This window comes from Kurthia sp. 11kri321, from assembly GCF_001534765.1.
GTDB classification, from domain to species: Bacteria; Bacillota; Bacilli; order Bacillales_A; family Planococcaceae; genus Kurthia; species Kurthia gibsonii.
In genome coordinates this window covers 1,227,043-1,240,403 of record NZ_CP013217.1, presented here as the reverse complement: position 1 = coordinate 1,240,403, position 13,361 = coordinate 1,227,043, and the positions used below count along the sequence as shown (strand labels likewise).

Genomic DNA, 13,361 nt, shown 5'->3' with positions numbered 1-13,361 from the left:
GTAAAAAACTCCTTTTTATATAAATCTATTATTATTTTAACATAATCAACAAAGCGTTTCTAATCACCAGCTAGTAATTGATGATCGTAATAAGCTTTTTTGATGAGAATATCTAACTCACCTGTGAATTCTTCATTGGCTTTTGCTTGATTTACGTGTTCTAATAGCTGCTTTAAACAGTGTCTTACTTTCGGGCTGTCTTCATCTTCTAACATTCCTTTTTCAAAATAATAATGATCAAAAAATAAATTTAAAAAACGCTGATTTGTAAAATAAAGTGATTCATTTTGCGAATACATCGCATCATTGGCTGCACCTAAATAGTATTCCAACATGCGAACTGTCTTAATGGATTGAATTTGCGTTGATAATTCATAATGAAGCACTTGTAACCAAAGTTGTTGTAAATAATCAAAACGAATTAATTGAAGCACACGCATAATTTCTACATGCTTGATAGGATAATAATAAAATGCACGCACCTCTAATAAATCGGGTGTTTCAAATAAAGCATCATTATAAGAGAACCAGCGATACATCGTATCATAGTCATAAAAGTCTTGATGCTCCATCGTATAAATTACTTCGCGAAGATCACGATAAATCTCATTCGCTAATGTAACAAACTCTCCTTCAATCGGTGTATAAAAAGCTGTTACTTCTAATTCAGGGACTTGGGTCACCATACGACGAATAAAGCGATTGGCTGTTCGTTCAATTTGATCTTCATGTAAATAGAACGCTTTCGGATTTCCTTCGATTATATCAAACACTTGCCCATATGATTGGTGCACATCTTGTTGTAAATTTTCCAAAATGACATGTGCTACTTTTGAAAAAACAAACTCTAACTGGCTCCCTTTAAAAGGATAGGCTGTATGATGCCAATTTTTATAATAGAATAGAACAATTGTCTGGTAAAAATCATAAGGTGTTCCTACATAAACACCCGTTAATGTTCTAAAATAATCAATCGCTTCTTCATTTTTTTGTAGTAATGTTTTAGGTAATGTAGAAGGTAACTCATTAAAGAAATGAAGCATCTCAATGACATCAACTGCTAGACTTTCTTTTTGAATGTCGATGTACTCGCGGTCCACATGAATGGCACGTTGCATATCTTCAAGTGGTGCTTCTACTTCTATTTCTAAAGGGTGTTCCTCGACTTCTACTTCTTCTACTGGTTCCATTACTTCTGTATTACTTCTCTTTCTGCGTTTGAACATCCACATTCTCTCCGTTCTCGTAAAACTTCTGCCATTCGGATTGTGGCACCATACCACCGCCCGTTAACCATGCTACATGATAGGCTGCTGGTGCTTGAATTAAACCAATTGCAACAAGTCCTGCTGCTGCTGACGGTTCAATTTGTAATCCTTCTGTCTCTTTTAACTCATATACCATACGATATAGTTGATTGTCTGTCACTGTGACAATGCCATGTAAAATCGGCATCATCAACTGCCCTACAAACTTAGAAGCACGACCTACTGCTAAACCATCGGCTGCTGTTTGATTCGATAAACCGATATCTTGTACCGAAATATCATGATGCTGTTCAGTCGCCATACCAAGTAACATACAAGGTGATTCGACAGGTTCTACAAAATAACAATGTACAGCATCACCAAAAATTGTTTTTAGACCATATGCAACACCGCCAGGACCGCCACCAACACCACAAGGCAAGTAAACAGCCAGTGGATTTTCAATTGATATATGAATATTTGCTTCTTCTAGCTGCTTTTTTAAACGACGTGCGGCAACTGCATAACCACTAAATAAAGCTTGCGAATTTTCATCATCGATAAAGAAGGCGAATGAATCTGCTTCTGCCTCTTTTCGTCCTTGTTCTACTGCTTTACTGTAGTCACCCGTATGCTCTACAACTGTGACACCTTTTTCACGTAATAAATCTTTTTTCCATTGTTTCGCATCGTGCGACATATGCACGACAACACGAAATCCTAATTTAGCACTCATAATCCCGATACTTAATCCTAGATTCCCTGTTGAACCAACAACAATCGTATATTTTGAAAATAGCGCATGAAATGCTGGTTCTGTAAACTGAGCATAGTCTTTTGTTGACTCAATGAGTCCATTTGAAGTTGCCAACTGTTCTGCAATGGTTAATACTTCATGAATACCACCTCGTGCTTTAATTGAACCTGCTATTGGTAAAATATCGTCTCGCTTTAACCATAACTGCTCATTTTCATGCACGTATCTTTTTTGTAATAGAGTCGCCTGTTGAATAGGCGATTCTATTAATCCATTCGCTTCCTTCATTGTTGGTTCGATCGCCATGAAGTATGGTGCAAAACGCTGTAGACGTGCTTCCGCATCATCAATTAATGTCGGCTGAATCGATAACTGCTTTTCTGCTTCTTCCCATCGTAAGCGATGCGGGTTTTCCCAATAATACGGTTGTTTTTTCTGAAGCTGTTCAATAATCGGCATACATCGAACCTCCTAAAATCTTTATTTTATTTCATATTACTACAAATGATTCAATTTTTCGTGTAAAACTCGTTCAAAGCAATAAAAAAAGCGCGTCACGTCTCTTTATAAGACGTGACACACTTCTACATTGTTAAAGGAAAATTATAATGGAATGTTACCATGTTTTTTCTTCGGACGATCTTCTTGTTTATTACGTAACATTTCTAATGATTGGATTAGCTTTAGACGTGTTTCACGTGGATCGATGATGTCATCAACTAAGCCATGAGAAGCTGCTACATATGGATTTGCGAATTTTTCTTTGTACTCTTCGATTTTTTGTGCGCGTGTTGCTTCAGGGTCATCTGATTTTGCAATCTCCCCTGCATGAATAATATTCGCTGCACCAGCTGCACCCATTACTGCGATTTCAGCATTTGGCCAAGCGTATACCATATCTGCTCCAATTGATTTTGAGTTTAGCGCTACATATGCACCGCCGTATGCTTTACGTAGAATAACTGTAATTTTCGGTACAGTTGCTTCTGAATAAGCAAATAAGATTTTTGCACCATGACGAATGATTCCACCATGCTCTTGTTTAACGCCTGGGAAGAAGCCTGTTACATCTTCAAATGTAATAACTGGAACATTAAATGCATCACAAGTACGTACAAAACGTGCTAATTTATCTGATGAATCGATATCTAAGCCACCTGCAAGTACTTTTGGTTGGTTACATACAAAACCAACTGATTCGCCTTTAATACGCGCAAAACCAACAACGATATTTTTAGCGAAGTCTTTTTGAACTTCCATGAATGTACCAGGGTCCGCAACTTGCTCGACTACTTTACGTACATCATATGATTTTGTTTGGTCGATTGGCACGATGTCTAATAATTCTGAACGGTACTCGTCTTCTTCGTTAAATTCAACCATCGGTGCTTTTTCTGTATTATTTTGTGGTAAGTAGCTTAATAATTGTTTGATTTGCTCAATTGCTTCTTCTTCACTTGGTGCACGGAAATGTGCGTTCCCTGCGATTGCGTTATGTACTTTTGCACCGCCAAGACCTTCTGAAGAAATCTTTTCACCTGTTACAGTCTCAATTACTTTTGGTCCTGTAATGAACATTTGAGATGTTTTTTCAACCATTAAGATAAAGTCTGTAATAGCTGGTGAGTAAACTGCACCACCCGCACAAGGTCCCATAATTACAGAGATTTGTGGAATGACACCCGAATAGATTGAGTTACGGTAGAAGATTTCACCATAACCATCTAATGAAAGTACACCTTCTTGAATACGCGCGCCACCTGAATCATTAATACCGATGAATGGTGCACCTGTTTTTGCTGCTAAATCCATTACATTCGCAATCTTCATCGCATGCATTTCACCTAATGCACCGCCGAATACTGTGAAGTCTTGTGAGAATAAGTACACAGGACGACCATTTACTTTACCGTAACCTGTTACAACACCATCTCCAGGACCTTCTTTACCAGCCATACCAAAGTCAACAGTACGGTGTTTTACGAATGGATTTACTTCAACGAATGTACCTTCGTCTAATAATAAATCAATACGTTCACGCGCTGTTAATTTACCTTTTTCATGTTGTTTTTCGATACGAGCGTCACCACCGCCCAATTCGATTTCACGCTTTTTGTCAAATAATTCGTTTATTTTATCATACATATCCATTGTTTACGATTCCCCTTTGTATTAGCTTCGATCAACTAGCTCGTAAAGTACACCAAAAGATGATTTCGGATGAATGAAGGCAACTTTTGCACCGCCAGCACCAATTTTTGGTTGCTCAGACAATAGACGGGCTCCCTCATTTTTCATACGTTCCATCTCCGTTTCAATTCCAACGACTTGTAATGCGATATGGTGAATTCCTTCACCGCGCTTTTCTAAGTGCTTGTGAATGGCACTTTCTTCACTAAGTGGTTCTAATAATTCGATATGTGTATTACCTGCATCAATGAATGCTACACGTACTTGTTCAGAAGCAACTTCTTCGACATTTAGAAGTTTCATACCGAGTACATCTGTATAATATGTAATACGTTCATCGAGATTATTGACAGCGATGCCAATGTGATCAACATTTTCCACGAGTCCCCAACTCCTTTTTGTTGTATAACACAATTGTAACTGATTTTTTCGTAAAACTCTACCTATATAATAATTTTTTCCAATGATAGCGATTACTTTTCTGAACAATCAGCCTATTCTAATAGTAAATGAAGGAAACAAAAAATCAAGGAAATACGTTTTTACGAGAAAATAAACGTAAAAACGTTCAAAATTTCGATTTTTACGGAATAAAAACAAGGATTCATTGTTCAGTGAGTTTTCAAAACATTCAAATGGTTGTGTTTTATTTTTTCATTAAATAATCTGTGTTATATAGTAGTTTCGAAAAGAAAATTCGCTCTTTTATGATTTTCCTTTGCTCGAATACAAGGGATTTGTTAAAATGAAGTAACGATGCAAACAAGGAGAGAATCAACGTGAGCAATAAGAAATTTCAAAAAGCTGTTGTCATGACTATGATTGGAATTATGTTAATTTCAACGGTTATGTTTGGTTTATCTATTATATTATCGTAATATTGAAACCTTTTCCCCACTCGAACGTACTATATTCATATCGTAATTTGAAGGAGAAATGATTTCTTAATGAATTGAATGAAACTATTATTGATGATGAGTTATGTTGTAACGATTGCGGACGCCTATTATGCAAGTTTTTTCACTGAGCATAAAACACCGCCACAATTACAACTTGCACAAACCTCAAGTTTTGCAATTGAATATGCGCGGTAGCAAGCCTATTCGAAAAAAACGTCCAATGTATTGGAACGAATTATGGCGTGTAAATAAGCCGCAAATTTCACAATACTTACATCAATTATCTGTATATGGATGGATTCCTATACAAAAAGCTTTAATACCTTTGCGTGAACCACCGCGTGCAAAACAATCGTGCTATACGCAGTTGTGTTAAAGTAAGGTATAACATAACAAAAACCAAAATCACGTTGAAGCGTGGTTTTGGTTTTTTTATTGTATAAAATACCGCATATTTTTCTTTATTAACTGTAGAATTTAGCTGATTTCTTTTTACAATCAAATTGATATACAGCATTTAATAAAACATTCACTCCATCTAAACATTGTTGTAAACTAGAATATTCTGCTTCATTATGACTAATGCCATCTAAACTTGGGATAAAGATCATAACAGAAGGAATCAAACTTGCAATAAATTGTGCATCATGCCCTGCACCACTATACATTTTTTTATATGATTTTTTAAGTGCCTTAGCGGAATCTTCTACAGTGCAGATTAATTCCGAGTTAAAATAAACGGTTTCTCTCGACCACAATTCTTCGTAAGTTCGTTTACATTTGCAAGGCTTTTCAACTGTTTGCTGAATAATTTTTCGAACCTCTTGTAAAACTTCTTCATCTTTATGTCTTGCTTCTAATGTAAAGCGCACATGTCCTGGAACGACTGTATGAATATTTGGTGCATTATAAATTCGACCAAATGTAAAGACTAAATCTTCTGGTAAAAACAGCAACTGATCTTCTAAATCAATCATCAAACGTGCTGCCTCTAGTAATGCATCTTGTCGATAAATCATGGGTGTTGTTCCTGCATGATTTGCTTGTCCAAATATATTAATTTCATAGCAAACCATACCTACTACACCTTCTACTACACCAATTTCAATCTGCTCTTTATCTAAAACAGGACCTTGTTCAATATGCAGTTCAAAATAACCTGCGCCCTCTCGTAAGCGCTGTTCTTTTTTACCTCTCATTCCACCATTATTTAAAGCTTGTTCGAATGTCGTCCCTTCCTCATCTCGTACTTTCAACATTTTTTCTTCAGAGAATTTCCCAGCCAATATACCTGAACACATCATGGCTGGATCAAAACGTGCACCTTCTTCGTTTGTAAAATTCACAATTAATAATGAATGTTCTAACTTGATATTTTCATCTCGTAGTGTTTCAACTACTTGTAATCCTGCAATAACACCTAATACGCCATCATAAGCTCCACCATTTAAAACACTGTCTAAATGCGAACCGATTACAATTGGTTGTAAATCAGGATTTTTCCCCATCTTTAAAGCATACATATTACCTAAGTCATCAATTGTTACTGTCATTTGAAGTTCCTCACAGCGCTTTTTAAAATAAGCTCTTGCTTGCAAATCTTCTTCAGATAAAGATAGACGTGAAACACCATTTTTAGCAGTCTTACCAAATTGACGAAACGATGTGATTTTTTCTTCTAAACTAGTTGAGTTACACTTCATTTATAATCTCCTCCTTTATTAATACCTTTTGTTGTTCTTTTTTAACGATTGATTTTGTGCATACACTTACAATTAAACCAACAATTAAATTAAGCACTAAGGCAACTGCCCCTAAATTCAAATCATTAATTTGTGAAGGGATATTTTCAAAGAATGTATTTAATTTAGATGATGTAATCGTCATATAGGCAATATAGAAAACTGCTACTGCAATACCACTCATTACGCCATATTTATTCAATATATTTGTACCATAAAAACTAAAAATAAGTGCTGGTACTAATTGTGAGATTAACGCATATGACATAATATTTAAAATTGCTAACGCATCTCCACCTGTAATGGTGAAAATAAAAGCGATTGCAATAATAATTAAAACAAAGCCTTTAGAAGCTGCTAACTGCTGGCGATCTGTAGCTGTAGGTCTTACTAATTTATAAAAGCCAGACATTAAACCAATCGAAGCAGACATGAGCATAACAGATGCTGGAACTAGTGCTGTCAGTAAACCGGCTGCTCCTACAATTCCAACAACCCACGGATTAAATGTATCGATTGTTAAACGTAAAAGAGATAAATCTCCTTCAGCACCTTGTAATCCTGGAATTTGAATCATAGCTGCAAAACCAATAAAGAATACGAATAATAATAACAATGTATAAAGTGGTAATGTAATGGCATTACGTTTTAGCGCTTTTGTACCCGATGCTGAAATTGTCACACTGAATGTATTTGGTAATAAATAAAAACCAAAAGCATTGAGTAAGATAGTAGATATAAACCAAGGTATACTCAAACCTGTTGATGATAACACAAGACTCTCAGGTCGTACTTGTTGCACCGCTTCAAACAGGGGTTGAATTCCACCAAAGTAATGATATGGAATATATACACCTAAAAAAACAATGACGATTAAAATCATGATATCTTTTAAAATAGCTGTCCACGCAGAACCATGAATCCCTGAAATAATTACATAGATTGTGATAATAATGGCGCCAATTGTACTGGCTACAACAGAATTAATTGCACCGTATGATGCCTCCGAAACAATAATCCCTAAACCCTTTAATTGAATAACAATATAAGGAATCATCGCAATCGCACCTAAAAAAGAAACGACTAAGCCTAGCACAGGACTTTTATATCTTGCTGCAAAGTATGCTGGCTGTGAAATGACATAATTTTCTTTTGAAAAGCGCCAAATTTTTGGTGCAATCCAATACGATAATACATAGGCAAGTGTAATATAAGCTGGAACATAGAATGCTGCTGCACCATTACTATAAGCCCAACCACTTCCTCCTAAAAAACTAAAAGTTGTATATACTTCACCAGCAGTTAGTAAAAAAACGAAGAGCGTTCCAAAACCTTTATTACCTGTTGCGAATTCATCCATGCTCATCTTCTTACCATGGGTTGCTCGAATTCCTAAATACAACGCGATAATTGCAAATGCAAAAATAATGATTAATGCTATATTCATTCGTTTTCACCTACTTTATTTTCAGGGTCTACTTTATAAATGATATACAAAATGAGCGATGATAAAACCATCCATAAAACAATCCAAAATAATAAAAAAGGTAACCCTAAAACATATGGCTCAATGCGATTGGCAAATGAAATACAACCTGCCATACCAATAAAAGGTATAATCAATAGTAATTTTAAATACTTCATCTTCTCTCCCCCTTTTAAATATGGTACAGATGTGCTCTTCTTTTACGATCTAAGAATGTTGTTGCTGCCCCATTCTTTCTTTTCTCATATAATAGATTTAGATCTAATGTTGCTGTGACACAATCTGTTTCATTAGATGTTACTTCACAAAGAACACCGTTAATAGACCAAGGTGGCTCTGAAGGAGCAATAATTGCTGCATGACCAAAGCCCTCCTGTATCACACCTGTTAACTTTCCAATTATAGGAGCATGTAGAACATATATTTGATTTTCAATAGACCGCGCTAATGCACAATTTCGTACACGATAAAACCCATGTGGTGTAATGGTATAAGAAGGACAAAAAATGATATCTGCGCCTGCTTTTGTATACATAGTAGCAATTTCAGGAATTTCAATTTCATAACAAATCGCGATACCGATTTTTATCCCATCTATTTCAAAAATATTCAAATCATCCCCTTCTAAAGTTCCATAATGACTCTCAGCAGGAAAAATATGTGTTTTTCGATGCATTAAGAATTGTCCTTCTTTTGTAAAAATATATGCTGTATTATAAATACCATCACTTTCTTCCAGCATAGAACCTGCGATAATACATTGCTGTCTTTCAAAAGCTTTTTTGGAAAAATAGCTTATATAATCTTCTATAAATATAGATAGTCTATCCATTTGACTCTCTTTTAAATATGAATAATCTTCTCTGATCGTTAATAAGTGCAGTCCTACAAGTTCTGGTAATAAAACAAATTGACTCGTAGATGGGATTTTACGGAATAGAAAATCCATTTGCTTCGTAAAATCCGAAAATACTTTACACTCTTGCATGGCGACCTGACAACTACTCACTTCTACTTTCATTTAGTTCACTCCTTCCTCTATACTTTATAAACCACTTCTCCCCCAATCACAGTTTGTACAACTTCTATATTTTTTAATTCATCTCTATTTGTTTTTGTAATTGCCTGATTTAAAATGATGTAATCTGCTAATTTTCCGCTTTCTAAGCTACCTTTTTGATGTTCTTCAAAGCTCGCATATGCACCGTTATACGTATAGATTTTTAATGCTTCCATCAAAGAAATTGATTGTCTTATCCCAAACGGTTGCCCAAGCGCTGTATGACGATTAACAGCTGTATGAATTCCAACCCATGGATTAACGGTTGTAATCGGTGCATCTGATCCAGCAGCTACTATTAATTGATGCTGTAAAAAATCTGCAACTGGATACATATAATCGATACGTTCACCGTAATTTTTTTCATAACTTTCGCCAAATTCATAAGGAAATGGTGGGTTTGGAATAGGTATAATTTGAAGCGCTTTCATTTTTTCTTGTAAATCAGGTGTCGTAATACCTGCATGTTCAATTCGATGGCGATGTGGTCTAGGATTTTCTTTTAAAGCACGTTCAATTACATTTAAATAACGTTCAATCGCTGCATCTCCCTGTGCATGTACCGTAATTTGATAACCCTTTGCATGTGCATCTCCTAATACTTCGTATAATTCATCTTCCGTATAAATAAACATACCGTAATCATTTTGATTACTTGTATAAGGTTCGCGCGTCGCAATTGTTGGTCCTGTACTACTTCCATCTACAAATAGCTTCGCTGGACCAATTTTAAAATGTGCATCACCTGTTCCTGTCACAACTCCGGATTTCATCATTGTTGTTGTAAAATCATAACAATTATTTAAACTACCAATCATAGCGTAAATTCGTAACTTGACTCGTCTTTCATGAGAAGCTAATTGCAGTTGTCGAAAACTATCTGCATTAAATGTTCCTGCTTCATGAATACTTGTGATGCCAACTTTGAAAAAATCTTGTTGCGCTAGTTGCATAGCTTCTTCTAATTCTTCCATTGTATAAGTTGCTTGCTCATTTAATTGCATATAAGCTGTTTCTAATAACCTTCCAGTTAATTTTCCAGTTTGATCTTTTTCAATTTCGCCACCTTGTGGGTTAGGTGTCTGTTCATCGATATTAGCCATTAAAAGCCCTAGACTATTCACTACACCAATATGACCACATGTGCGCGTAATCATAATCGGATGTTTTGTTGAAATGACATCTAGATCCTCTTTTAATGGATAACATTTTTCATCCATACTCAATTCATTAAAGCCATTTACTCGAACCCAATGCCCTTCTTCTGTTTCTAGAACTCTTTTTTGAATTGCTTCGTATAATTGAGTTAAATTCTTAATTTTCAGACTTTTACAATCGATATTTATTTTTGTTACACCATACATAACAAAATGTAAATGTGCATCGATAATTCCTGGCATAAGTGTCTTACCTTGTAAGTTAATTTCTTCTACAGCGGTTATTTTGTCGGCCTTTAATCGTAATTCTTCGTATGTTCCAACCGCTTCAATTACTTGATCTTTAATTAAAATCGCCTCTACAATCTCATTCGTGTTATTCATTGTTAAAATTTCACCATTATAATAAAGTTGATTCACTTTTAACACCTGCTTTCCAAATTTGTACAACATTTGTATATTTATCTTACATGATTCTAACGTTTCTATATTGGACGTATTGTAAATTAAAAAAGCATTTTACGCTACTTTATGTTTAATTAAAGCTATTTTAATCATTTTTAATGTCGAATAAAAATACCTATGTATGATATAAAACATAATCACATAGGTATTTTTTATTTTATTTATGATTTTTCAATCGTCCTTTTTTCACGTTAAGTCCTTCAAAGTTTTGTTTGATGGCTAAATATTCATCCATTTCTTCTATAAAGACATAAAGCGCAGACATGGCTAAAAATTCTTCGTGATTTTTAGGCATTGGCATTTCTTCAAAACGTTCTCGTACACGTTGTAACTTCCTTCTACTCTCTGTTACAGTATTACCTGAATGTACGTTCTCAGATAGTTCTCCTACAAAATCAGCCACAATCTTTGAATGTGCAACAGATGCAGGTAGACTTGTGATTTTAGGTAGGACGCGCTCGATAATTTCAAGCTGTTTTTCACGAATATCAAAGTAACGATAATATACATCTTCTTTACGTGCTAAGTGATTTTCGACGTCCATGTAGGCAAGTGACTTCCCTTTCGCTACGCTTTTTTCAGCAATTAGTAGTTCTTTACCATCCCAAGATGTATCACCTGTTCGTAAATACTTTTCAATTTCATGAAAAATAGCACTGTATGCTTCTTCAATCGCAATACGATGCTTATTCAAACCTTTACTAATATCTGGCATATAAAAGTTGATTAAAAATCCTACACCAAATCCAACAAGCATCAATAATAATTCATTATATAAGAGAGGTAATGTAAATTCCCCTGAATTAAAGATTTGTAGGACGATGACGACACTTGATACGAAGGCCGCTGTAATATGGAACATGACGAGGAGTGGTAAAAATAAGAGAATTAAAACCCCCAACGTAATGACATTATATCCGCCAATTGAAAATAAAATATAGGAAAGTAATAAGGATAATAATCCTGCGGCTACACGCGTATAAATCGCATGAACAGACTTTCTTTTTGTCGTCTGAATGGACAGGATGGTTAAAATCCCTGCGGATGTATAGTATTCGAGATCGAGAAATGATGCAATACCAATTGCTACCGCAATCCCGACAGCTGTTTTTAATGTACGATAGCCAATTGAAAAGCGCTTGATTTTTTTAAGTTTCATACATGGCCTCCTCACATAATAGGTTACCACAGATTTGGTTTAGAAAACGTTTTTTACAAAATTCTTACATAATTGAAAAGAAGGAACTGCTTAGTGCAATCCCTCCCCTTTAAAACGTATTAAACTTCTTCACAGAAATCTTCAAATTGCGATTGAAGATGTGTAATAACAGCCATTGGTTCATGACCTTCGATTTCATGGCGTGGAACTTCTGCCACTACTTGACCATCTTTCATTAAAACAAATGATGGTGATGATGGAATGTGATCTTCCCCGAAGAAAGCACGTGCCATTGCTGTTGCTTCTTTATCTTGTCCTGCAAATACAGTTACAAGGTGATCTGGACGTTTTGGATAATTAATCGAATGTACTGCTGCTGGACGTGCAATACCGCCTGCACAACCACATACAGAGTTCACCATGAATAATGTTGTTCCTTGACGTTTTACAGCATCTTCTACTGCTTCCACTGTTTTTAATTCTTCATAACCATTGCCCGATAATTCACCACGCGCTTGGTTTAACATATCTTGATAAAATAAATCATAGTCATTCATATTCAAATAACTCCCTTCACAATTAGCTCCTTACTATCATACATTAGATTCTTTTGAATTCAAAGCGTCCGAATCGGTTTTAACTAAATTAATTTATTTACAAGAATAATTATGAGAATATTCCTAAATCTCAAATAAAATGTTTGGCTATTTTGAAATACGTGTATATAATAGAGTTAGTTACACCCTACTATTTGAATATGAGGAGGTTCCAGCCAATGCAAACACGTGTACAAGAAGTAAAGGATTTTGTGATTTCGGGTTTAAAGATTCATGAATGTAAAACGGACGATATTTCTGAACAATGGGAAGAACTTGCAGAAGTGCTGGAAGATTACGACGTACAACATGACGTATTATACGGTGTTTTTGTCGATTTAACGGACGATGGTATTCGTTATTTAGCAGGTATTAAAGAAGATTATATGCCTGAGGACGTACCAACTGAAAGTGTATCCATCGCATCCGGTAAATACCTCGTTGGGGAGCTCAGTTCAATCAATGACCTTGAAAAAGCATTCAGAGAATTAAGCAGCCACCAAGACTACATCCATCGTCCAGGTATTAGTTTCGAAAAGTATAAAGGGAAAGCGCTAGACCAAATTGAGGTTTGGGTTCCAATTGAATAATTTATAACAATAT

Annotated in this window: 13 protein-coding genes; 2 read left to right on the top strand and 11 right to left on the bottom strand. The window is 35.3% G+C overall.

What is annotated here, in order from left to right:
- Positions 1–59: 59 nt before the first annotated feature.
- The 4 genes from ASO14_RS06405 to mce all read right to left on the bottom strand — a co-directional run bounded on the left by ASO14_RS06405 (position 60) and on the right by mce (position 4,575).
- Positions 60–1,226 (bottom strand): hypothetical protein, encoded by a 1,167-nt coding sequence (locus ASO14_RS06405; RefSeq protein ID WP_068453054.1) that lies wholly within the window; start codon positions 1,224–1,226, stop codon positions 60–62.
- Positions 1,201–2,463, bottom strand: a complete 1,263-nt coding sequence (locus tag ASO14_RS06400; RefSeq protein ID WP_068453051.1) for a D-serine ammonia-lyase — start codon at positions 2,461–2,463, stop codon at positions 1,201–1,203. The genes ASO14_RS06405 and ASO14_RS06400 overlap by 26 nt, the downstream gene beginning before the upstream one ends.
- Before the next feature lie 144 nt (positions 2,464–2,607).
- A complete protein-coding gene (locus tag ASO14_RS06395) occupies positions 2,608–4,155 on the bottom strand; it encodes an acyl-CoA carboxylase subunit beta (RefSeq protein ID WP_068453048.1) in 1,548 nt (515 codons plus the stop codon).
- A gap of 21 nt (positions 4,156–4,176) precedes the next feature.
- Positions 4,177–4,575, bottom strand: coding sequence for a methylmalonyl-CoA epimerase (gene mce / locus ASO14_RS06390; protein ID WP_068453045.1), 399 nt, complete (start codon positions 4,573–4,575; stop codon positions 4,177–4,179).
- 431 nt (positions 4,576–5,006) lie between these two features.
- Here mce and ASO14_RS15180 point away from each other — a divergent pair, with 431 nt between their 5' ends.
- On the top strand, positions 5,007–5,072 hold the full coding sequence (locus tag ASO14_RS15180) for a hypothetical protein (protein WP_335339059.1): 66 nt from the start codon (positions 5,007–5,009) through the stop codon (positions 5,070–5,072).
- A 485-nt stretch (positions 5,073–5,557) separates the two neighbouring features.
- Here ASO14_RS15180 and ASO14_RS06385 read toward each other — a convergent pair whose 3' ends face one another.
- From ASO14_RS06385 to ASO14_RS06355, 7 genes are all read right to left on the bottom strand, one after another.
- Positions 5,558–6,796: a Zn-dependent hydrolase gene (locus ASO14_RS06385; protein ID WP_068453042.1), complete on the bottom strand. Its 1,239-nt coding sequence runs from the start codon at positions 6,794–6,796 to the stop codon at positions 5,558–5,560.
- On the bottom strand, positions 6,786–8,282 hold the full coding sequence (locus ASO14_RS06380; protein ID WP_068453038.1) for a sodium:solute symporter family protein: 1,497 nt from the start codon (positions 8,280–8,282) through the stop codon (positions 6,786–6,788). The genes ASO14_RS06385 and ASO14_RS06380 overlap by 11 nt, the downstream gene beginning before the upstream one ends.
- On the bottom strand, positions 8,279–8,479 hold the full coding sequence (locus ASO14_RS06375) for a DUF3311 domain-containing protein (RefSeq protein ID WP_068453035.1): 201 nt from the start codon (positions 8,477–8,479) through the stop codon (positions 8,279–8,281). The genes ASO14_RS06380 and ASO14_RS06375 overlap by 4 nt, the downstream gene beginning before the upstream one ends.
- 14 nt (positions 8,480–8,493) lie before the next feature.
- The gene (locus ASO14_RS06370; protein WP_068453032.1) at positions 8,494–9,342 is read right to left on the bottom strand and encodes a nitrilase-related carbon-nitrogen hydrolase; all 849 of its coding nucleotides are present in this window, start codon (positions 9,340–9,342) and stop codon (positions 8,494–8,496) included.
- 17 nt (positions 9,343–9,359) lie between these two features.
- A complete protein-coding gene (locus ASO14_RS06365; RefSeq protein WP_068453029.1) occupies positions 9,360–10,991 on the bottom strand; it encodes an amidohydrolase in 1,632 nt (543 codons plus the stop codon).
- 169 nt (positions 10,992–11,160) lie between these two features.
- Positions 11,161–12,162 carry an aromatic acid exporter family protein gene (locus ASO14_RS06360; protein ID WP_197409942.1) on the bottom strand — a complete coding sequence of 334 codons (1,002 nt, stop codon included), beginning with the start codon at positions 12,160–12,162 and terminating at the stop codon, positions 11,161–11,163.
- 119 nt (positions 12,163–12,281) lie between these two features.
- A complete protein-coding gene (locus ASO14_RS06355; RefSeq protein WP_068453025.1) occupies positions 12,282–12,725 on the bottom strand; it encodes a BrxA/BrxB family bacilliredoxin in 444 nt (147 codons plus the stop codon).
- 212 nt (positions 12,726–12,937) lie between these two features.
- Here ASO14_RS06355 and ASO14_RS06350 point away from each other — a divergent pair, with 212 nt between their 5' ends.
- Positions 12,938–13,348, top strand: coding sequence for a GyrI-like domain-containing protein (locus ASO14_RS06350; protein WP_068453022.1), 411 nt, complete (start codon positions 12,938–12,940; stop codon positions 13,346–13,348).
- Positions 13,349–13,361: the final 13 nt, after the last annotated feature.

Bases quoted from the DNA above. Each gene is read 5' to 3' on its own strand.
- ASO14_RS06375 (WP_068453035.1), bottom strand. From the start codon at position 8,479: ATGAAGTATTTAAAATTACTATTGATTATACCTTTTATTGGTATGGCA.
- ASO14_RS06385 (WP_068453042.1), bottom strand. From the start codon at position 6,796: ATGAAGTGTAACTCAACTAGTTTAGAAGAAAAAATCACATCGTTTCGT.
- ASO14_RS06370 (WP_068453032.1), bottom strand. From the start codon at position 9,342: ATGAAAGTAGAAGTGAGTAGTTGTCAGGTCGCCATGCAAGAGTGTAAA.
- ASO14_RS06400 (WP_068453051.1), bottom strand. From the start codon at position 2,463: ATGCCGATTATTGAACAGCTTCAGAAAAAACAACCGTATTATTGGGAA.
- ASO14_RS06405 (WP_068453054.1), bottom strand. From the start codon at position 1,226: ATGTTCAAACGCAGAAAGAGAAGTAATACAGAAGTAATGGAACCAGTA.
- ASO14_RS06360 (WP_197409942.1), bottom strand. From the start codon at position 12,162: ATGAAACTTAAAAAAATCAAGCGCTTTTCAATTGGCTATCGTACATTA.
- ASO14_RS06380 (WP_068453038.1), bottom strand. From the start codon at position 8,282: ATGAATATAGCATTAATCATTATTTTTGCATTTGCAATTATCGCGTTG.
- ASO14_RS06350 (WP_068453022.1), top strand. From the start codon at position 12,938: ATGCAAACACGTGTACAAGAAGTAAAGGATTTTGTGATTTCGGGTTTA.
- ASO14_RS06395 (WP_068453048.1), bottom strand. From the start codon at position 4,155: ATGGATATGTATGATAAAATAAACGAATTATTTGACAAAAAGCGTGAA.
- ASO14_RS06365 (WP_068453029.1), bottom strand. From the start codon at position 10,991: ATGTTGTACAAATTTGGAAAGCAGGTGTTAAAAGTGAATCAACTTTAT.